Origin of the sequence: Kitasatospora nipponensis, from assembly GCF_039528135.1 — a bacterium.
Taxonomy (GTDB): domain Bacteria; phylum Actinomycetota; class Actinomycetes; order Streptomycetales; family Streptomycetaceae; genus Kitasatospora; species Kitasatospora nipponensis.
On the sequence record NZ_BAAALF010000053.1, the window covers coordinates 17372 to 38317 of the forward strand.

Sequence of the window (20946 nt, forward strand, 5' to 3'; positions counted from 1 at the left end):
AAAAGGAACCCCGCATGCTGACCGAGAGCCAAGTCCACGACTACCGCCGTGACGGCCACCTCCTGGTCGAGAACGTCTTCGACGCCGAGGAGATCGCCCTGCTGCGCCGCGAGGTCGAGCAGCTCTACGCCACCGACCACCCCGGCCGGGTCTTCGAGAAGGACGGCAGCACGGTGCGCGGCATCCACGGCTGCCACACCACCAGCGCGCTCTTCGGCCGGCTGGTCCAGCTGCCCGCCCTGCTGTCGGCGGCCGAGCAGCTGCTGGAGAGCAAGGTCTACGTGCACCAGGTCAAGGTGAACGCCAAGCGCGCGCTGCGCGGCGACGTCTGGCAGTGGCACCAGGACTACATCTTCTGGGAGCAGCACGACGGCGTGCGCGAACCGCGTTTCGTCAACGTCGCGCTGCTGCTGGACGACGCCACCGAGCACAACGGTCCGCTGCTGGTGGTGCCCGGCTCGCACCGCTCCGGCGTGATCCGCACCGAGCGCCGCGCCCCGGTCGGCGCCGCGGTCGGCGCCGCGTCCGGCGAGGAGGGCGCGCAGGGCGGCGAGAGCTGGGCCGCCAGCCTCTCCGCCGAGCTGGACTTCGCCCTGAGCGCCGAGCAACTCGCGCCGCTGGTGGCCGAGTCCGGCATTCGCTCGCTGACCGGCCCGGCCGGCAGCCTGCTCTACTTCGACTCCTGCATCGTGCACGGCTCGGGCGCCAACATGTCGCCCGAGGACCGCACCATGGCGCTGGTCACCTACAACAGCGTCGACAACGAGCCGGTCTGGGTGGCCAATCCGCGCCCGGAGTTCCTGGCCGGGCGCGACCTCACCCCGCTGGCGGCACTGGAAGGCGGGCTGCGCGGATGACCGGCACCGACCGCACGCTGGTGAGCGCCCTGCTCGGCGCGGTCCGCGAGCACCGCGGGGCCGTCGCGGTCCACGACGCGGGGGTGGCCTACAGCTACGCCCAACTGGACGCCCGCTCGGGCGAGATCGCGGGCGCGCTGGCGCTGCGCGGGATCGTCCCGGGCGACGTGGTGGCGCTGTACTCCACCCGCTCCTGGGAGCGCTGCGCCGCGGTGCTGGGCGCCTGGCGGGTGGGCGCCGGCGTGGTCTCGCTCGACCCGGAGCTGCCCGCGGCGCGGGCCGAGCGGATCGTGCGCGGCGCCGGCTGCACGCTGGTGCTGCGCGCCGACGAGCTGGCGCCGACCGGACTGGGCGCCGAGGAGGCCGCCTTCGGCGAGCTGCGCGCCGCGGCGCCGGCCGAGGTGGTGGACGGGCCGATCGGCTACGTCATCCCCACCTCGGGCTCGACCGGCGAGCCCAAGTCGGTGGCGGTGCCCCCGGTGGTGCTGGCCGACCTGGGTGACTGGCACGGCTGGCACTGGCAGCACGAGCAGCTCCCGCACACCCTGCACGCCGCCTCGATCGGCTTCGACGTGGTCTACGAGGACATGGTCGCCACCTGGCTGGCCGGCGCCACCCTGGTGGTGGTGGGCGACGACGAGCGGCGCGACCCGTTCGCGCTGATCGAGCTGGTCCGCGAGCACCGGGTGGCGCGGCTCTTCCTGCCGGTGGTGGGCCTGCACGGGCTGGCGATGGCGGCGGTGCTCGGCGAGGAGGAGCTGCCGAGCCTGCGCGAGATCGCGGTGGCCGGCGAGCGGCTGGTGATCAACGACGAGGTCCGGGAGTTCTGCGCGGCCGCCGGGGTCACCGTGGTCAACCAGTACGGTCCCAGCGAGACCCACGTGGTCACCCAGCACCGGCTCACCGCCGACCGGGCCGCGCAGTGGCCCGACCACCCGCCGATCGGCGCCGCGGTGGTCGGCGCCGAGCTGCTCTGCCTGGCGGACGGCGTGCTGCGCCCCTTCGAGGAGGGCGAGGAGGCCGAGCTGATGATCGCCGGTGACTGCGTGGCGCTCGGCTACCTGGGCGACGAGGCGCTGACCGCGGCCAAGTTCCGCACCCTGGCGCACCAGGACGGGGAGTCGCGGCGCTGCTACGCCAGCGGTGACCTGGTCCGCTTCGAGGGCGGCGAGTTCCACTTCCTGGCCCGGGTGGACGACCAGCTCAAGGTCAACGGCTACCGGGTCGAGCCGGGCGAGGTGGAGGCGGTGCTCAACGCGCTGCCCGGCGTGCGGCGGGCGGTGGTGGTCGGCGTCAGGGTCGCGAACTCCACCCGGCTCGCGGCGGCCTACACCCGGCCGCCCGGCGTGGCGCTGGAGGCGCACGAGCTGGCCGAGGCCTGCGCGGCGCAGCTGCCCGGGTACATGGTGCCCAAGCACTTCCACGAGCTGGACGAGCTGCCGGTCACCGCGAACGGCAAGGTCGACCGCGCCCGACTGCGCGAGATCTGGGCGCAGCAGCCCATCGGGAGCCAGGCATGACGGACCGTCAGATCGAGGAGACGCTCTGCGGGCTGCTCGCCGGCCTCTTCGGAGTGGAGCGCGTCGAGCCGCGGGAGAGCTTCGTGGGGCTCGGCGGGGACAGCATCATCGCCGTCCAGCTGGTCGGCGCCGCCCGCCGGGCGGGGCTGCGGATCACCGTGCGCGAGGTGCTCACCCAGCCGGACGTGGCGGCGCTGGCCGCCGTCGCCCAGCCGATGGCGCAGCGCGCCCAGGGCCCGCAGGACGGGGTCGGCACGATGCGGCCCACGCCGATCATGCACTGGCTGCGCGAGCGCGGCGGCCCGGCGGCGAGCTACTACCAGTTCACCGTGCTGCGCACGCCCGCCGAACTGACCCTCCCGCACGCCCACGCGGTGCTGCAGGCGGTGCTGGACCGGCACGACGTGCTGCGGCTGCGGCTGACCGAGCCGGCCGCCGATCCGCAGACCCTGCCCGTCGGCGCGGTGCGCGCCGAGCGGGTGCTCACCCACGTCGACGCGGCCGGGCTGGACGACGAGCAGTGCGCCGCGCTGGTCGAGCGCGAGGTGCACGCGGCCCGCGACCGGCTCGCGCCGGCCGAGGGCACCGTGGTGCAGGCGGTCTGGTTCGACGCCGGCGCGGGGCGGGCCGGGCGGCTCGCGCTGGTGATCAACCACCTGGTGGTGGACGGGATCTCCTGGCGGGTGCTGACCGGCGACCTGGCGCAGGCCTGGGCGGCGGTGGCGGCTGGCGGGGCGCCGCGGCTGGAGGCGGTGCCCACCTCGTTCCGCCGCTGGTCCCAGCTGCTCACCGCGGAGGCCGCCGCCGACCGGCGCACCGCCGAACTCCCGTACTGGCAGGAGGTGGTGCGCCCGGGCGGGCTCGGCTTCACGCAGCGCCCGCTGGACGCGGCCCGCGACCACGAGGACACCGCCCGGCACCTGGTGCTGACCCTGCCGACCGGCACGGCCGCGCCGCTGCTGACCTCGGCCGCCGAGCGGCTGGGCGCCGACGCCAACGAGGTGCTGCTCACCGCGCTGGCGCTGGCGCTGGCCGACTGGCTGCGGGTGGGCGCGGCGGCGGGTGCGGCGCCGGTCGGGGCGAGCGTCCTGGTCGAGCTGGAGGGCCACGGCCGTGAGGAGATCGTCGAGCAGGTCGACCTCTCGCGCACGGTCGGCTGGTTCACCACGCTCTACCCGGCCCGGTTCGAGCTGGCCGGGCTGGCCGGCGGCGTGCCGGCCACCGTGGGCCTGGCGCTGCGCCGGGTCAAGGAGGTGCTGCGCCGGATCCCCGACAAGGGGATCGGCTACGGCCTGTTGCGTCACCTGCACCCGGACGGCGAGCGGCTGGCCGCCCGCCCGGAGCTCGGCTTCAACTACCTGGGCCGCTTCCCGGTGGCCAGCGCCGCCGACTGGCAGCTGCTGCCCGAGTACGGTGCCCGGCTGGACGCCCCCGGGCCCGGCATGCCGATGGCGCACCCGGTGGAGCTCAACGCGATCACCCTGGAGACCGCCGACGGCCCGGTGCTGCATGCCGACTGGGCCTGGGCCGAGGGCGTGGTCGGCGAGGAGCAGGTGCGCGGGCTCGCCGAGAGCTGGTTCCGGCAGCTGGCGGCCCTGGTGGCCTACGCCGAGCAGCCCGCCGAGAGCGGTCCGGTCGCCGCCGACCTGACCCTCGCCTCGATCGACCAGGACGAGTTGGACGATCTCGCGGCCGCGCTCGAAGCGTTCTGAGGCCCGCCGCCCGCCCCTCGCCGCCCGCCCTCGCCGCCCCGCCGCCCGGGCGCCCGGTCCCCGATGCCGGGCGCCCGGTCCCGGCGGTCCGGCCCACCTCGGTCCGTCCGACCCCGACCCCGACCCCGACCCCGGTGCGCCCCGCCCCACCCCCTGACCGTCTCACCAGGAAGCGAACACCAGTCATGAAGACCAGCCAGCCCGCGGTCGAGGACATCCTGCCGCTCTCCCCGCTGCAGGAAGGCATGCTCTTCCACTCGGGGTTCGACCGGGAGTCCAAGCACCTCTACATCGCCCAGTTCACCGTCGACCTGGACGGCGAGCTCGACGCGGAGCGGCTGCGCGCCGCGGCCGAGGCGCTGCTGCGCCGGCACGCCAACCTGCGGGTGGCCTTCACCCACCGGCCCAGCGGCGAGCCGATCGCGGTGGTCCGCCGGGACATGCCGCTGGCCTGGCAGCAGCACGACCTGAGCGGGCTGGACGAGGCGGGCGCCGAGGCCGGCGCGGCCGAGCTGACCGAGCAGGACTGGGAGCGCGGGGTGGACGTCCAGCGCCCGCCGCTGCTGCGCTTCACGCTGATCACGCTCGGCCCCGGCCGGCACCGACTGCTGGTGACGGTCCATCACATCCTGCTGGACGGCTGGTCGTTCGCGCTGCTCTTCGGCGAGCTGTTCGCGCTCTACGGGCAGCACGGCGGCCCGGTGACGCTGCCCGCGGTGCGCCCCTACCGCGAGTACCTCGGCTGGCTGGCCCAGCGCGACCGGCCGGCCGCCGAGCGCGCCTGGGGGGCCGCGCTGGCGGGCGTCGGGGAGCCCAGCCGGCTCGTCGACACCGGCCAGGTCGCGCCCGGCGCCACGCCCGAGGACGTCGTGGTGCGGCTCGGTGCCGAGCGGACCGCGGCCCTGACCGACCGCGCCCGCGGCTGCAACCTGCTGCTCACCACGGTGATCCAGGGCGCCTGGGCGGTCCTGCTGGCCCGCGCCACCGGCCGCCAGGACGTGGTCTTCGGCTGCACGGTGAGCGGCCGTCCCGACGACCTGCCCGGCGCCGACCGGATGATCGGCATGCTGATCAACACCGTCCCGGTGCGGGCCGACCTCGCCGGTGCCGGCACGCTGCGCGAGCTCTGCGGCCGGCTGCAGGCGCAGCGCGCCGCCCTGCTGGACCACGACCACCTGGGCCTCACCGAGATCCAGCGCCTGGCCGGCTCGCCGACCGCGCTCTTCGACACCAACCTGGTGTTCGACAACTTCCCGATGAGCGACTACGCGCTGGACGTGCCCGGCGTCGACCTCGCCGTCGACATCGGCTTCCGCGACACCACGCACTTCCCGCTCACCCTGGTGGTCGAGCCCGGCGAGTGCCTCGAACTGCGCCTGAGCCACCACCCCGAGCTGCTCGACCGCGCCCGCGCGGCCGACCTCGGCGCCCGCCTCGCCCGCCTGCTGGAGCAGTGGAGCGAGGACCCGGACACCCCGCTCGCCGAGCTCGACCCGCTCGCCGACGACGACCGCCACCGGGTGCTGACCGCCTGGAACGACACCGCCGTCCACGACGAGCCCGCCACCCTGCCCGAGCTCTTCGAGGCGCAGGTGGCCCGCACCCCCGAGGCGACCGCGGTCCTCTTCGAGGGCCACCGGCTCAGCTACCGCGAGCTGGACGAGCGGGCCGGCCAGTTGGCCGCCGTGCTGGCCGCCCGCGGCATCGGCCCGGAGAGCCTGGTGGCCGTCGCGCTGCCCCGCTCGGTGGAGCTGATCGTCGCGCTGTACGGCGTCGTCAAGGCCGGCGCCGCCTACCTGCCGGTCGACCTCGGCCAGCCGGCCGCGCGGATCGAGGGCCTGCTGACGGACGCGGCCCCGGCCCTGCTGCTCACCGACTCCGAGCACGTGACGGCGCTGCCGGCGGTGCCCGCGCTGCTGCTGGACCGCCCGCTGCCGACCGCCGGGCCCAAGGCGCCGGGCCGGGTGCCCGGGCGCACCGAGCTCGCCGGGCGGCACCCCGCCTACCTGATCTTCACCTCCGGCTCCACCGGCCGTCCCAAGGGCGTCCTGGTGCCGCAGGAGGGCATCGTCAACCGGCTGCGCTGGATGCAGCGCGCCTACCCGCTGGGCGCCGGGGACCGGGTGCTGCAGAAGACGCCGTGCGGATTCGACGTCTCGGTCTGGGAGTTCTTCTGGCCGCTGGCGGTCGGCGCCGCCCTGGTGGTGGCCCGCCCCGGCGGGCACCAGGACCCGGCCTACCTGGCCGAGCTGATCCGGCGCGAGCGGGTCACCACCGCGCACTTCGTGCCCTCGATGCTCGACGCCTACCTCCAGGAGCCCGCCGCCGCCGTCGCGAGCCCGCTGCGCCGGGTGATCTGCAGCGGCGAGGCACTCGCGCTGCCGACCCAGAGCGCCTTTTTCGCCGCCCTGCCCGACACCGAACTGCACAACCTCTACGGCCCCACCGAGGCCTCCGTCGACGTCACCCGCTGGGCCTGCCGGCCCGACCCGGCGGCCACCGGTGTGCCGATCGGCCGCCCGACGGCCAACACCCGCACCTACGTGCTGGACGGCCTGCTGCGCCCGGTCGCGCCGGGCGTCGCGGGCGAGCTCTACCTGGCCGGGGTGCAGCTGGCCCGCGGCTACCTCGGCCGTCCGGCGCTGACCGCCGAACGGTTCGTGGCCTGCCCCTTCGAGCCCGGCGCGCGGATGTACCGCACCGGCGACCTGGCGCGCTGGAGCGCCGGCGGGGTGCTGGAGTACCTCGGGCGGACCGACGACCAGGTGAAGATCCGCGGCTTCCGGATCGAGCTGGGCGAGGTCCAGGCCGCCGCGGCGCGACTGCCCGGGGTCGCGCAGGCCGCCGTGGTGGTCCGCGAGGACCGCCCCGGTGACCGCCGCCTGGTCGGCTACCTGGTGCCCGCCCCCGGCGCCGCCACCGGCCCGGCCCCGCTGGCCGGCGACGGGCCACTGGGCGTGCCCGCCGTGCGCGCCTTCCTCGCCGAGCGGCTGCCCGGCCACGCGGTGCCCACCGCCTTCGTCGCGCTGCCCGCGCTGCCGCGCACGAGCACCGGCAAGGTCGACCGGCGCGCCCTGCCCGACCCCGGCGAACTGCCCGGTCAACGTGCCGGCCGGCGTGCCGCGTCCGGGCCGATCGAGGAGATCCTGGTGGAGATCTGGACCGAGGTGCTCGGCGCCGAACCCGGCGTCGACGACGACTTCTTCGCGATCGGCGGGCCGTCCCTCCTGGCCGACGCGGTGTCTGCCCCGCGCCGGGACCGCTTCGAGATCCCCTTCCCGGTACGGGTGTTGTTCGACGAGCCGACCATCGCGGCGCTGGCCGGTGCCGTCGAGAAGGCGATCGTCGAGGACCTGGGATGACCACACTGGAAGAGCGCCTGGCGCAGCGGGTCGCCCGCGCCAAGGCCCGCAAGCCCACCGCTGGGCCGGCCTTCGCACCCCGGCCGGCCGGGGTGACGCCGCTGTCCGCCACCCAACGGCGGCTGTGGTTCCTGCACCGCTGGGCCCCGGACAGCGCCGCCTACACCATCCCGGTCGCCTGGCGGCTGCGCGGTCCGCTCGACCCCGGGCGGCTCGCCGGCGCGCTGAGCGCCGTCGTGGCGCGGCACGAGATCCTGCGCACCCGCTACCTCGCCGACGGCGGCGAACCGAGTGCCGTGGTGGACGCCCCGGCGCCCGTCGCGCTGCCGGTCCACGAGGTGCCGGGCGGCCCCGAGGGCCTGGCGGCGGCCCTGCGGCGCGCGGTCGCCGAGCCCTTCGCCCTCGACCTGCGCCCGCCGCTGGGCGCCGAACTGCTGCGGCTGGGCCACGACGACCACGTCCTGGTGGTCTGCCTGCACCACATCGCCGGCGACGGCTGGTCGCTGCGGCTGCTGGCGGCCGACCTGGCCGCCGCCTGGCAGCACGGTGGCCCGCTGCCGCCCGCCGTCGGGTACGCCGATGTCACCCACGCCCGGCTCGGTGTCAGCCACGAGGCCGAACTCGCCTACTGGAAGCAGCGGTTGGACGGCGCGCCGACCGTCCTGGAGCTGCCCGCCGACCGGCCCCGGCGCGCGCTCGACGACGACGCCGGTGCGGCGCTGCGCTTCACCCTGGACGAGCCGACCACCGCCGCGCTGCGGGGGCTCGCCGCCACGACCGGCTGCACGACCTTCATGGTCCTGCTGGCCGCCTTCCAGGCCCTGTGCGCCCGCTACGCCGGTGTGGACGACGTCCTGGTCGGCACCCCGGTGGCGGGCCGGGACGAGGTGCCTGAGGTCTTCGGCTGCTTCCTGGACACCATCGTGCTGCGCGGCCGCTTCCCACACGGCGTGACCGGGCGCCAACTGCTCGCCACGGTCCGCGAGTCGGTGCTGGCCGACACCGCCCACAGTGCGTTGCCCTTCGACCGGCTGGTCGCCTCCTCCCCCCGGCAGGTCGGCCACCACCCGCTCTACCAGGTGCAGTTGGTGGCCACCCACGTGCCGCGGGTGCCGCTGCGGCTGGACGGGCTGAGCGTCGCCTGGCAGGACGTCGAACCGCGCACGGCCAAGGTCGACCTCAGCCTCTTCGCCGAGGACCTGGGCGGCGCCACCGTCGAGGTCACCGCCGTCTACCGCACCGCCCTCTTCGAGCGCGCGAGCATCGAGCGCTTCGCCGGCCACTACGGCCGGCTGCTCGCGGCCCTGGCCGCCGACCCGGCCGCCGCCGTCGACCGGCTCCCGATCCTGGGGCCCGAGGAGCTGCCGGCCGCCGGCCCGCGGTGGCAGCCCGCCCCGGGCACGGTGCTGGACCGCTTCGACCACTGGGTCCGCACGCACCCCGAGCGCCCCGCCGTCCGGGCGCCCGACGGCACCCTGGACTACGCCGAACTCGACCGGGCGGCTCGCACCCTGGCCGAGCGGCTGCGCGGCGCCGCGGTGGTGGCCGTCGACGCCACGCCCGGGACGGGCTTCCTCGTCGCGGTCCTGGCCTGCTGGCTGGCCGGCGCGGCGTATCTGCCGATCGACCCCGCGCTGCCGGCGGCCCGGCGGCAGGAGCTGCTCGCCTCGGCCGGCGCGGCCCTGCTGGTCTCCGGGCCCGCCGACGGCCTCGCGGTGCGCCGGGTCGGCGCCGACGGCGACGCGGACCCGGGCCTGGCGTACGTGATGTTCACCTCCGGCTCCACGGGGCGCCCCAAGGGCGTCGCGGTGGGCCACGACAGCCTCGCCGCCTACCTGGCCGCCGTCACCCCCGTCCTCACCCCCGAAGCCCCCGACGGCCCCGATAACCCAGGCGCCACCGCCACCGCCACCGCCCCCGCCGCCCCCGAGACCTCCGCCACCGCCGAGCAGTACGCCGTCTGCTCCACCCTCGCCGCCGACCTCGGCCACACCATGCTGTTCGGCGCGCTCTGGGCCGGCGGCACCGTCCGGTTGCTCGATCCCGCGCTGGCGCTCGCCGCCGACGCGCTGGCCGCCCACCTCGCCGAGCAGCCCGTCGACCTGCTCAAACTCGTTCCCTCCCAGCTCGCCGCGCTGCTCACCGCCGACCGTCCGGCCGACCTGCTGCCGCGGCGCTGCCTGGTGCTCGGGGGCGAGGCCGTCGGCTGGGAGCTGGTCGACCGGATCACCGCGCTGCGCCCGGGCCTGCGGATCGTCAACCACTACGGCCCCACCGAGACCACGGTCGGGGTGCTCACCCACGTCCTGTCCCAGGCCCCGCCGGCCGGGCGGGCGCCCGCGCCGCCGCTGGGCCGACCGCTCGCGCACGTCGAGGCCCGGATCCTGGACCGGCACGGCGAGATGGTCCCGCTCGGCGTCCCCGGTGAGCTGTGGATCGGCGGGGCGGCCGTCGCGCGCGGCTACCTGGGCGACCCCGGGCGCACCGCCGAACGCTTCGTCAACGCCCCGGGCGCCGGCACCCTCGAGTTCCTGGGCCGCGCGGACCGGCAGGTCAAGCTGCGGGGCTTCCGGGTGGAGCTCGGCGAGGTGGAGGCCGCGGTGCGCGCCGAGCCCGGCATCACCGACGCCGCCGTGCTCGCCACCGACGGTCGGTTGATCGCCTATCCGGTGGCGACCGGCCCCGAGGCCCTGGAGCAACTGGCCGAGCGGCTCGCCGCCCGGTTGCCCGCCCACCTGGTGCCGGCCGTCCTGGTGCCGCTGGAGGCGCTGCCGCTGACCGCCAACGGCAAGCTCGACCGGGCGGCGCTGGCCGCGGCCCCGGCCCCCGAGGCCTCCGGGCGCCCGCCCGCCGGTCGACTGGAACGCGCGGTCGCCGCCGTCTTCACCGACCTGCTCGGCGTGCCGGTGACCGACGCCGACGACGACTTCTTCGCGCTCGGCGGCCACTCCCTGCTCGCCACCCGCGCGGTCTCCCGACTGCGCCGCGACCTGGGCACCGCGCTGCCGTTGCCGGTCCTGTTCGCCCACCCCACGGTGGCCGGCCTGGCCCGCCACCTCGCCGCCCTGCGCGCCGACGCCGACGGCCACCCACCCCTGCGCGCCGCCACCGTTGCCGCCCTCGCGCCGCTGCGCCCCGGCAGCGCGGTGACGGTCTCCTACGCCCAGCAGCGGCTCTGGTTCCTCGACCAGGTCACCCCGGGCAACCCCGCCTACAACCTCCCCTACGTGCTGCGCCTGGACGGCGACCTGGACCCCGTCGCGCTGGCCGCCGCGCTGACGGCGGTGGTGGCCCGCCACGACGCGCTGCGCACCGTCTTCCCCGCCCTCGACGGCGCCCCGGCTCCCCGGGTGCAGGCGCCCGCACCCGTCCCGCTGCCGGTCGCCGACCTGCGCGGCGCCACCGACGAGCGGGTCCGCGCCGAGATCGACGCCGAGTTCCGGCACGGCTTCGACCTGGCGGCCGGCCCGCTGCTGCGGACCCGGCTGCTGCACGTCGAGGACCGGGCGCACCTGCTGCTGCTGACCTTCCACCACATCGTCTTCGACGGCTGGTCGTACGCCCTGTTCGCCGACGAGGTCGGCTCCGCGTACTCGGGCGGCCCGCTGCCGGTGCCCGAGCTGCAGTACGCCGACCACGCGAGGTGGCAGCGCGGCGTGGAGCACGCCGAGGGCCTGGCGCTCTGGCGCGAGCTGCTGCGCGGTGCCCCGCCCTGGCTGGAACTGCCGGCCGACCGTCCACGTCCGCCGCGCCCGAGCCACACCGGCGGCGCCGTCACGGTGACCGTCCCCGCGCAGGTGTCCCAGCCGCTGCTGGCCACGGGCCGGGCGGAGGGCGCCACCGCCTTCATGACGCTGTTCGCCGCCTACCAGGTGCTGCTCGCCCGGTACGCCGGCACCGACGACCTGGTGGTCGGGGTCCCGGTGGCCGGTCGCCACCACCCGGACGCCGACGCGCTGATCGGCTTCTTCGTCAACATGCTGGCGCTGCGCGGTCGTCCGCGCCCCGAGCTGACCTTCCGCGAGCACCTGCGGAAGGTCCGGGACACCTGTGTGGCGGCCTTCGGCCACGCCGACGTGCCGTTCGAGCACCTGGTCGAGCAGCTCGCCCCGGTCCGTGACCCCGCCCGCACCCCGCTCTTCTCCACCATGTTCGCCCTGCAGAACATGCCCGCCCCCGCCTGGCGGCTGCCCGGCCTGAGCGCCACGCCGGTGCAGGGCCCCACCGGGGTCGCCAAGTTCGACCTCTCGCTGATCCTGGTCGAGCACCCCGAGGGTCTGACGGGCGCGCTGGAGTACAGCGCGGACGTGCTGGCGCCCGCGACCGCCGAGCGCCTGGCGGGCTACCTGGTCACCCTGCTGGGGGCGATCGCCGCCGACCCCGACACCGCACTGGCCGACCTGCCGCTCGCGGGGCCCGCCGAAGCGCACCGGGTGCTGACCGAGTGGAACGACACCGCCGCCGACCTGCCCACCGCCACCGTGCCCGAGCAGATCGCCGCCCACGCGTCCCGCACCCCGCACGCCCTCGCGGTCAGCGACGGCACCCACACCCTGGACTACGCCGAACTCGACCGGCAGGCCGACCGGTTGGCCCACACCCTGGTCGCCCACGGCATCGGGCCCGAGAGCGTGGTCGGCGTCGCGGCCGGCCGCACCACCCGGTGGGCGGACGCGCTGCTGGCCGTGCTGCGGGCCGGCGGCCGGTACCTGCCGCTCGACCCCGACTACCCCGCCGAGCGGCTGCGCCACATGCTCACCGACTCCGGCGCGGCCGCCCTGCTCACCGACGACGGCACGCCCCTGCCCGGCGTCCCCTTCGACGGCCCGGTGCTGGCGCTGCCCACCGCCCACCCCGGCCCGACGGTGGCCGCGGGCCCGCCGCCCGCCACCGGCCCGCTGCCGGCGCCCGATCCCGACCGCACGGCCTACCTGATCTACACCTCCGGCTCCACCGGCCGCCCCAAGGGCGTCGCCGTCCCGCACCGCGCGCTCGCCAACCTGCTCGGCGGCATCCGCCGCGCGCTGGGCGACTTCGGCCCCGACGACGTCCTGCTGGCCATCACCACCCTCTCCTTCGACATCGCGGGCCTGGAGCTGTGGCTGCCGCTGGTGACCGGCGCCCGGGTCGAGATCGCGGACCGCACCACCGTGCGCGACGGTGCCGCGCTGGCCCGCCGGATCGCCGCCGGCGGCGCCACCTGCCTACAGGCCACGCCCGCGACCTGGCGCCTGCTGCTGGAGGCCGGCTGGGGCGGTGACCCGCGGCTCACCGCCCTGTGCGGGGGAGAGGCCCTGCCCACCGACCTCGCCGCCGCGCTGCGCCCGCGGGTCGCGGCCCTGTGGAACCTCTACGGCCCCACCGAGGCGACCATCTGGGCCACCGCCCGGCGGATCGAGGACGACGGCGAGATCACGGTGGGCCGCCCGCTGGCCAACACCACCGCGTACGTCCTGGACGACCGGTTGCGGCCGGTGCCGATCGGCGCGGTCGGCCAGCTCCACCTCGGTGGCGCCGGCCTCGCCCACGGCTACCACCGCCGGCCCGACCTGACCGCCGCCGCCTTCCTGCCCAACCCCTTCGGGCCCGGCCGCCTCTACCGCACCGGCGACCTGGCCCGGTACCGCGCGGACGGCCAACTCCTGCTGCTGGGACGGGCGGACGGCCAGATCAAGCTGCGCGGCCACCGGATCGAGACCGGCGAGATCGAGGCCGTCCTCGCCGAGCACCCCGACATCCGCCGCGCGGCCGTCGTGCTGCGCCCCGACCGGGCGGGCGAGCCGCAGCTGGTCGGCTTCCTGGTCACGACCCGGCCCCTGGACCCGGTGGAGGCCAGGGCCTGGCTGCGCGGGCGGCTGCCGGCCCACCTGGTGCCCGATCGGCTGGCCACCGTCGACGAGCTGCCGCTCAGCCCCGCCGGCAAGGTCGACCGCGCCGCACTGCCGGCCCTGTCCGAGCTGCCCGCACCGGGTACTCCGGGCGACCGGTCACCCGCCGACCCGGCCGCCTTCCCCACCAGCCCGGCCGAGGCGCTGGTGGCCGGCGTCTTCCAGGACGTGCTGGAGCGGCCGGTCGGCCTCGACGAGGACTTCTTCGCCGCCGGCGGCGACTCGATGCGCGCCATCCGGGCGGTGGGCCGGATCGACCCCGAGCTCTCCGTCCTGGACCTGTTCACCCACCCCACCGCCCGGGCGCTGGCCGCCCGCACCGCCGGACCGGGCCGGGCCGCCGACCTGGTCCACCGGCTGACCGGCATCGGCGCCGAAGCGGCCGAGGTCACCGTGCTGGCCGTCCCGTTCGGCGGCGCCGGCGCGATCGTCTACCGCGACCTCGCCGCCCGGCTGCCCGCCACCTGGGCGCTCTACGCCCTCCAACCGCCGGGCCGCGACCTCGCCCACCCGGACGAGGACGCCGAGCCGATCGCCACCCTCGCCCGGCGCTGCGCGGAGCGGATCCTGCGCGAGCGGCCCGGCCCGCTGGTGCTCTACGGCCACTGCGTGGGGGCCGCGCTGGCCACCGCCCTGGAGGCCGAGCTGCGCGCGGCCGGCCACCCGGTGCTCGGGCTGGTCGTCGGCGCGGCCTTCCCGACCGCCGAACTGCCGGGCCCACTGGGCCGGTTGGCCCGCCTGGCGCCCGGCCGCCGGCAGTCCGACCGGGCGCTCACCGACGCCCTGCGCACGCTGGGAGGCCTGGCCGAGGACCTCCCCGAGCCCGAACGGCGGCTGGTGGCCGCCGCGGTGCGGCACGACGCCGTCGAGGCCGAACGCTTCTACGGCGCCCCCGCCGCGGCCGTTGCGGGCGCCCCCGCCACAGTCCCCGGCGCCGCCCCCGCCCCGGTGCTGGTGGTGGTCGGCGAACGCGACCGGGTCACCGAGTTCCACCACGAACGCGCCCACGAGTGGGCCGCCTACGGCTCCACCGTGGACACCGCCGTGGTCCCCGGCGCCGGCCACTTCTTCCAACGCGAACCGGCCCTGGCCGAACTGCTGCGCGAACGCGTCGAGCGCTGGCGGCGCGGCCAGCGCCCGGCCCCACCCCCCGAGGTGCCGCCGCCGGCCCGGCTCACCGCCTTCCTCACCGTCACCCTGGGCCAGCTGGTCTCGCTGGTCGGCACCGGACTGTCCACCTTCGCACTGGGCCTGTGGGCCTACCGCACCACCGGCGCCGTCACCGCCTTCGCCGCGATCGCCGCCTTCGCGCTGCTCCCGGCGATCCTGGCCGCCCCCGTGGCGGGCGCCGTCGCCGACCGCTACGACCGGCGCCGGGTGATGATCGGCTGCGACCTCGCCGCCCTGGGGGCGGCGGTGGCCGCCGCCGGCCTGCTCAGCGCCGGCTCGCTGCACCTGTGGCAGCTGTACGCGGTGGTCATCGTCGGCGCCCTCGCCACCGCCTTCCGACAACCCGCCTACCTGGCGGCCGTCACCCAGCTCACCCCCAAGCGCTACCTGGGCCAGGCCAACGGGGTGGTCGGGCTGGGCACCGCCACCGGCACCCTGTTCGCCCAACTCCTCGGCGGTGCGATGGCGGTGGCCTTCGGACTGGCCACCGTGGTGTGGCTGGACGTGGTCTCGTTCGCCCTCTCGCTCGGCACCCTGCTGGCGGTCCGCTTCCCCGACCTCGGCTTCGTGCGCCGCCAGGGGCCACTGCTGCGCGAGATCACCGAGGGCTGGCGCTTCCTGGCCCGCCGCCGCGGTCTGATCGCCCTCGCCGTCTTCTTCGCCGTCGCCAACGCGCTCGGCGGCGTGGTGACGGTCCTGGTCACCCCGCTGGTGCTGGCCTTCGGCTCACCCGCCACCCTCGGCGTGGTGCTCGCGGCCCAGGGCGCCGGACTGCTGGCGGGCAGCACGCTGATGGCGGTCTGGGGCGGCACCCGCCGCCGGGCCGCCGGCATGATCGCCTTCGTCGCCCTGTTCGCCGCCTCGGCAGTGGTGATCGGCCTGCGCCCGACCGCGGTCTTCCCGGCGCTCGGGATGTTCGGCATCGGTCTCTGCGCGGCGCTGATCAACGCGCACTGGCTGGCGCTGGTCCAGCTGAAGGTCGGCCTGGACCTCCAGGGCCGGGTGCTCGCCACCTGCCTGATGCTGGCCCGGCTGGTGATGCCACTGGGCTACCTGGTCAGCGGCCCGCTCACCGACCACGTCTTCGAACCGATGCTGCGCCATCCCGGCACCCTCCTGGGCACCCTGATCGGCACCGGCCACGGGCGCGGGATGGCCGCCGTCGTCATCCTCACCGGGCTGGCCGCGCTGGCCTGGACCGCCGCCGGCTACGCCTACCGGCCGCTGCGCGAGGCGGACGACTCACTTCCGGACCCCGGGCCGTCGAGCGACGCCGTCCCGGCCGACCCGCGGGACTCCTGATGCTCACCCATCCCACCAGAGCCGACCTCTTCCTGCTGACCGCGGCCGACCTGGAGGCACCGGGCGCCGGCGACGAGCTCCCGGCGGCCGCCGCGGCACACACCGAAGCGCTGCGCTCCGTCCTCGACTGGGCCCGGGCCTACCTGACCGAGCCGCACCCCGAGCTCGGCCGCACCGGCCCGGTCTGCCCGTTCGTCGGGGTCTCGCTGCGCGACCAGCGCTTCCACCTGGCGGTCCGTCCCGGCCTGCCGGACGGCCGGGATCCGGTGGTGGAGGCCGTCGCGCTGCACCGGGAGTGGTTCCTGCTGCTGGCCCCGCCCGGCGCCGCCCGCTCGCAGTCCACCACCATCCTGATCGTCTTCCCCGACCTGCCCACCAGCCAGGCACCCGAGCTGATCGACCGCACCCAGTTGGAGCTGAAGACCGCCTTCGTCGAGGAGGGACTGATGCTGGGCCAGTTCCACGACCTCCCGCCGCAGCAACCGGGCCTGTGGAACCCGCACTTCCGCCCGCTGCGCAGCCCGCTGCCGATGCTGGTGATCCGCCACATGGTCCCCACCGACCTCCCCTTCCTCCTGGAGGACCCCCGCCACCACGCCGCCTACCACCGCCTGTTCGGCGACCGCGCCCAGCCGGCCCGCCGCACGGTGCCCTCCTGACGCCCGCCGCCGCCGCGGGTGAGGCCGGTACTCCGGCGGCACCCGCTCGGCTCGCACCCCCGGGAGAGGGCACCTACGGTGAACGAGCCGGTACTCTCCGGCACTGGAAGGAGCGAATCGTGATCACAGCGCGTGACATCATGCACAGTGGGGCCCAGTGCGTCGACGCCAGCGAGACCCTGATGACGGCCGCCAAGATGATGCGGGACAAGGGCGTCGGTGCTCTCCCCATCTGCGGGCCGGACAAGAAGCTCAAGGGCATCATCACGGATCGTGACATCGTCACCCGATGTCTCGCCGAGGGCAAGGACCCGTCGACCATGACGGCGATGGAGCTGGGCGGCCATCTGCACTGCGTGCGCGCCGAGGACGACATGGACACGGTGCTCAAGAAGATGGAGCAGCACCAGATCCGCCGCATGCCGGTGATCGACGACGGCAAGCTGGTCGGCATGATCACCGAGAAGGACCTGGCCGACGCCCACAAGATGGCCAAGGGCCTCAGTGACAAGCAGATCATCGAGTTCATGGACAGCATGTTCGTCACCCACTGACGCACACCTGCGGGCGGCGGTGGTGGAGCGGTGTCCGTACCCGGTGCGGGCGCCCGCCACCGCCGCCCCTGGCGCGCGCGGTGGCCCAGCGTGGCATCGAGGACCGCGCGGACGGCGGGGCCTACCGTCGTCGAGGGGGCCCGAGGAGACCTGCGAGCGGGAGGCAGCCGTGCCGGAGCAGAAGATCACCACCTTCCTGTGGTTCGACGACCAGGCCGAGGAGGCGACGCGGTTCTACACCTCGCTCTTCCCGGACTCGCGGATCGTCGAGGTGCAGCGCTACGGCCAGGCCGGCCCCGGCGAAGCGGGCTCGGTGATGACCGTGACGTTCGAACTCGCCGGCCAGCGTTACGTCGCGCTCAACGGCGGCCCACTCTTCCCGTTCACCGAGGCGATCTCTCCAGGTCACCTGCGACGACCAGGCGGAGGTCGACCGGCTCTGGGCGGCCCTCACCGAGGGCGGGCAGGAGAGCGACTGCGGCTGGCTCAAGGACCGGTACGGGCTGTCCTGGCAGATCACCCCCCGGCGGCTGATGGAACTGCTCGGCGACCCGGACCCGGTCAGGGCCGAGCGGGCGATGCGGGCGATGCTGCGGATGAGGAAGATCGACATCCAGGCACTGGAAGAAGCCCACGCCGACGGCGGCGGCTGACCCGGATCCGCGGTCCGCGACGGATCGGCGGGGTGCCCGACCACGTACGCGCGGCCGTACGCGCACGCCGTCGAGCACCCCGGTACCGCGGGGCCGATCCGGTTCAGCAACCGCCGGAGTGGGTCGCCTGGCCGGGGACGGGGGATCCGGCCCTGCGGGCGTGCAGGACGGTGGCGTCCAGGGGCAGGGACGCGGTGTCCACCAGGGTGAGGCCCGCATCGGCGAGCAGGCGGGCGTAGTGGTCGGCGTGGCGTTCGCGACCGCCGACGTTGCACCGCATGTGCAGGTCCCAGGCGGTGGCCAGCGACGGCGAGTCGTCGGTGGGCAGGAGGCGCTCCACCACCAGCAGGTCGGCGTGGGCGGGCATCGCGCGGGCGCAGTGCCGCAGGATCTCCCGGCACCGGTCGTCGTCCCAGTCGTGCAGGATCCGGGAGAGCAGGTAGAGGTCCCCGCCCGCCGGCACGTCGGCGAAGTCGCCCGCCACGTACGTGCAGCGGTCGCCGTGCCCGGCCGCCTCCAGGCTGCGGCGGGCGGCCTCGACGGCGTGCGGGCGCTCCAGCAGCACGCCCCGCAGCCCGGGATGGGCGGTGAGGAGGCGGCCGAGCAACTCCCCGTTCCCGCCCGCGACGTCGACCACCGTGCCGGGATCGGGCGCCCGGCCGGCGGAGGTGACCGCGGGGTGGGCGGTGAGCGGCTCGAACATCCGCGAACTGGCGGCCATCGACTCGTCGAAGAGCGCGGCGAGCCGGGGGTCGCGGGCGAAGTGGTCGAAGTGGTTGGCGCCGTGCAGGTGGTCGAAGGCGACCTCGCCGGTGCGCACGGTGTGCCCGAGGGCGGCGAAGGAGTGGTAGAACGGGCCGCCGTAGAGCAGGGCGAGCGGACGCATCGAGGCCGGCACGTCGGTGCGCAGCAGGGCGCCGATCTCGGTGAGCCGGTAGCCTGCGCCGTCGCCGTCGGCCGCCACCACGTCGAGCATCGCGAGGTAGCGCAGCAGGCAGGCCAGCGTGTCCGGGTCGGCGCCGACCGCCCGGGCCAGGGCCGGTGCGCCGAGCGCGGTGTGGGTGTCGAGGGCGTCGGGCAGCCGGAGTTCGGCGCAGACGGCCAGCGCCTGGGTGGTCCACGCGCCGGTCAGCAGGCGCAGGAGCGTTTCGGCAGGCCGGCCGGCCCGGTGCCGGGCCAGGTGCGCGGCCAGGACGTCGGGGTGCTCACCGGGGGCGTAGAGCTCCAGCCGTCGGTAGCCGGCCTTGGAGCCGGTGGGCGCGGTGAAGTAGAGGACGGTGCCGTCCTCGTGCGGGTTGTAGCCGCCGCCGTCCGCGCCGGCGCCGTGCCGGGTCAGCAGCGCGCACAGGCCGCGCAGCACCAGCGGGTCGGGCTGTTCGACCTCCAGGGCCAGGTGGGCCTCGTGGTCGTGGGCCCGCTCGTGCCCGGCCAGGTCGGTGAGGTCCGAGCCCGGCGGGGCGGTCAGGGTGAACAACTCGACCGTGCGGTCCGTGCCGGCCACCCGCGGGCGCAGGATCCGCACGTCCAGCTGCGCCGGGTCGCGCCCGTGGCGGGCGGCCAGGCGGTCGCGGACGACCACGCTGGGGCGCGCCGTCACCTCGGCGGGCAGCCCGGCGTCGGTGAGCAGGGCGCGCAGGGCCTCGGGAGAGGGCGGGAAGACGAGCAGGGCGGCGTGCGAGAGCCGGCAGCGCTCCACCAGGGCGCGCAGTTCGAGGGCGTCGAGCCCGGGGAGCAGGAGGGGCAGCAGGCTGGCGGTGTCCTGCTCGCGGACGAAGCCGACCGTCTCGGTTAACCGGTCCAGGTCGGTGGGGTGGGTGGTGATGGTCATGGTGAGGTGTCCTCATTTCCTGGGTGGTGCGGTGGATCCGGGCATGGCGGTGCCACCCGGTGGGCGGTGCCCCGCGGTGGGCGGTGCCCCGTGGTCAGTGGTGCCGGGGGAAACGGTTCTTCGGACGGGGGAGGAGCCTCAGACGCCGACGTAGTGCTCGGCGAACCAGTCCTGGTGACTGCGCGAGGTGCGCAGGGAGTCCAGGCGCGAACGCCGCAGGGCCTCCTGGAAGGGGGCACCGGGTTCGTGGACGGGCGCGGGGTGCAGCAGGCGGACCATCCAGTGCGAGAACTCCTGCGCGCGCCAGACGTGTCGCAGGCAGCGCTGCGAGTACGTCGCGAGGGCCTCGCCGTCGCCGTGCAGCAGGTCCGCGACGAGGGCCTCGGCCAGCAGCTCCGCCTCCAGGACGGCGAGGTTGGCCCCCTTGGCGGCGGACGGGCTGAGCAGGCTCGCCGCGTCGCCGGCGAGCAGGAGCGAGCCGTGACGCAGCGGCTCCAGCACGTCGGACTCCAGGTCGACCACGGCGCGCTGGACGATCGGGCCCCGGTGCAGCGCGCCGTGCTCGGCGCTGCGCATCCGCAGCTCCAGCTCCTCCCAGATCCGGTCCTCGGACCAGTCCTCGGCCGACGTGCCGCGCTCGGTCTGGAGGTAGTAGCGGGTGATGGCCGGGGTGCGCGCCATGTGCCCGGCGAAGCCCCGCCGGTGGACCGCGTAGCCGACGGCGTCCAGGCTCGGCGGGGCCTCGGCGAGCAGACCCAGCCAGGAGACGCCGTGGTCGTGCCGGTGGTGGCGGACGCTGCCGGGCGGCAGCGAGCGGCGGGCCGCGCCGTGCCGCCCGTCGCAGCCGGCCACGTACCGGGCCTGCCAACCCTGCGGGCGGCCGTCGGGCTCGCGCACCGTGACGCGCGGGCGGCTGCCGTCGGCGTCGAGGACGGCCAGCGCCTCGCTGTCGAAGAGCACCCGCCCGCCGATGCCCTGATAGTGCGTCAACAGGTCCTCCACCAGGAGGTGTTGCGGGTAGACCGTGTGCCGCTCGCCCCGGCCGAGGGAGCCGTAGTCCAGCCGGAAGCTGCCGTCCTCGGTGCGGAACTCGCAGACCGCGTGCTGCCGGCCGTGCCGGCGCAGGCCCTCGGCGAGGCCGTGGCGCTCCAGGATCCGTACGGTGTGGGCGGCCAGGAAACCGGCCCGGGGTCTGGCCGCCAGCTGGGCCCGGGGAGCGCGTTCGAGGATGACGCAGTCCACGCCGGCCGCGTGCAGCAGGTTGCCCAGCACCAGCCCGGCGGGCCCGGCTCCGAGGATGACCACGTCAGCCTGATGGCGTACAGCTCGGATGATCCGACTCTCCGTCATGGATGTGGATCATAGGCAGTCCGCGAGCCGGCGATCGGAGAAATTCACCCGTATGCCCGGATCGCGCCGGTGTTTGCGGACCGCGGGCCCC

9 protein-coding genes and 1 pseudogene are annotated in these 20946 nt (G+C 75.9%); 8 read left to right on the top strand and 2 right to left on the bottom strand.

Features of this window, described 5'->3' with window-relative positions; all coding sequences use genetic code 11:
- Positions 1–14: 14 nt before the first annotated feature.
- The 8 genes and pseudogenes from ABD323_RS17160 to ABD323_RS17195 form a co-directional block, all read left to right on the top strand.
- Complete coding sequence (locus ABD323_RS17160) at positions 15–857, top strand: phytanoyl-CoA dioxygenase family protein (protein ID WP_344442500.1); 843 nt, start codon at positions 15–17, stop codon at positions 855–857.
- The gene (locus tag ABD323_RS17165) at positions 854–2377 is read left to right on the top strand and encodes an AMP-binding protein (protein WP_344442501.1); all 1524 of its coding nucleotides are present in this window, start codon (positions 854–856) and stop codon (positions 2375–2377) included. The genes ABD323_RS17160 and ABD323_RS17165 overlap by 4 nt, the downstream gene beginning before the upstream one ends.
- Positions 2374–4089: a condensation domain-containing protein gene (locus tag ABD323_RS17170; RefSeq protein WP_344442502.1), complete on the top strand. Its 1716-nt coding sequence runs from the start codon at positions 2374–2376 to the stop codon at positions 4087–4089. Before ABD323_RS17165 ends, ABD323_RS17170 begins: the two co-directional genes overlap by 4 nt.
- A 185-nt stretch (positions 4090–4274) precedes the next feature.
- Positions 4275–7451, top strand: a complete 3177-nt coding sequence (locus ABD323_RS17175) for a non-ribosomal peptide synthetase (RefSeq protein ID WP_344442503.1) — start codon at positions 4275–4277, stop codon at positions 7449–7451.
- On the top strand, positions 7448–15811 hold the full coding sequence (locus ABD323_RS17180) for a non-ribosomal peptide synthetase/MFS transporter (protein WP_344442505.1): 8364 nt from the start codon (positions 7448–7450) through the stop codon (positions 15809–15811). The genes ABD323_RS17175 and ABD323_RS17180 overlap by 4 nt, the downstream gene beginning before the upstream one ends.
- Positions 15811–16470 (top strand): DUF6875 domain-containing protein, encoded by a 660-nt coding sequence (locus ABD323_RS17185; RefSeq protein ID WP_344442507.1) that lies wholly within the window; start codon positions 15811–15813, stop codon positions 16468–16470. Before ABD323_RS17180 ends, ABD323_RS17185 begins: the two co-directional genes overlap by 1 nt.
- Positions 16471–16589: 119 nt before the next feature.
- Positions 16590–17024 carry a CBS domain-containing protein gene (locus ABD323_RS17190; RefSeq protein ID WP_344442508.1) on the top strand — a complete coding sequence of 145 codons (435 nt, stop codon included), beginning with the start codon at positions 16590–16592 and terminating at the stop codon, positions 17022–17024.
- Positions 17025–17193: 169 nt separating this feature from the next.
- Positions 17194–17533 (top strand): annotated as a pseudogene (locus ABD323_RS17195) (VOC family protein); the annotation flags it as partial.
- 247 nt (positions 17534–17780) lie between these two features.
- Here ABD323_RS17195 and ABD323_RS17200 read toward each other — a convergent pair.
- Together ABD323_RS17200 and ABD323_RS17205 are read right to left on the bottom strand one after the other, a co-directional pair.
- On the bottom strand, positions 17781–19505 hold the full coding sequence (locus ABD323_RS17200) for a methyltransferase (RefSeq protein WP_344442509.1): 1725 nt from the start codon (positions 19503–19505) through the stop codon (positions 17781–17783).
- Positions 19506–19643: 138 nt separating this feature from the next.
- Positions 19644–20855 (bottom strand): 4-hydroxybenzoate 3-monooxygenase, encoded by a 1212-nt coding sequence (locus ABD323_RS17205; protein ID WP_344442510.1) that lies wholly within the window; start codon positions 20853–20855, stop codon positions 19644–19646.
- Positions 20856–20946: the final 91 nt, after the last annotated feature.

Coding starts and splice junctions, on each gene's coding strand:
- ABD323_RS17180 (WP_344442505.1), top strand. CDS start 7,448: ATGACCACACTGGAAGAGCGCCTGGCGCAGCGGGTCGCCCGCGCCAAG.
- ABD323_RS17165 (WP_344442501.1), top strand. CDS start 854: ATGACCGGCACCGACCGCACGCTGGTGAGCGCCCTGCTCGGCGCGGTC.
- ABD323_RS17170 (WP_344442502.1), top strand. CDS start 2,374: ATGACGGACCGTCAGATCGAGGAGACGCTCTGCGGGCTGCTCGCCGGC.
- ABD323_RS17200 (WP_344442509.1), bottom strand. CDS start 19,505: ATGACCATCACCACCCACCCCACCGACCTGGACCGGTTAACCGAGACG.
- ABD323_RS17175 (WP_344442503.1), top strand. CDS start 4,275: ATGAAGACCAGCCAGCCCGCGGTCGAGGACATCCTGCCGCTCTCCCCG.
- ABD323_RS17160 (WP_344442500.1), top strand. CDS start 15: ATGCTGACCGAGAGCCAAGTCCACGACTACCGCCGTGACGGCCACCTC.
- ABD323_RS17205 (WP_344442510.1), bottom strand. CDS start 20,855: ATGACGGAGAGTCGGATCATCCGAGCTGTACGCCATCAGGCTGACGTG.
- ABD323_RS17185 (WP_344442507.1), top strand. CDS start 15,811: ATGCTCACCCATCCCACCAGAGCCGACCTCTTCCTGCTGACCGCGGCC.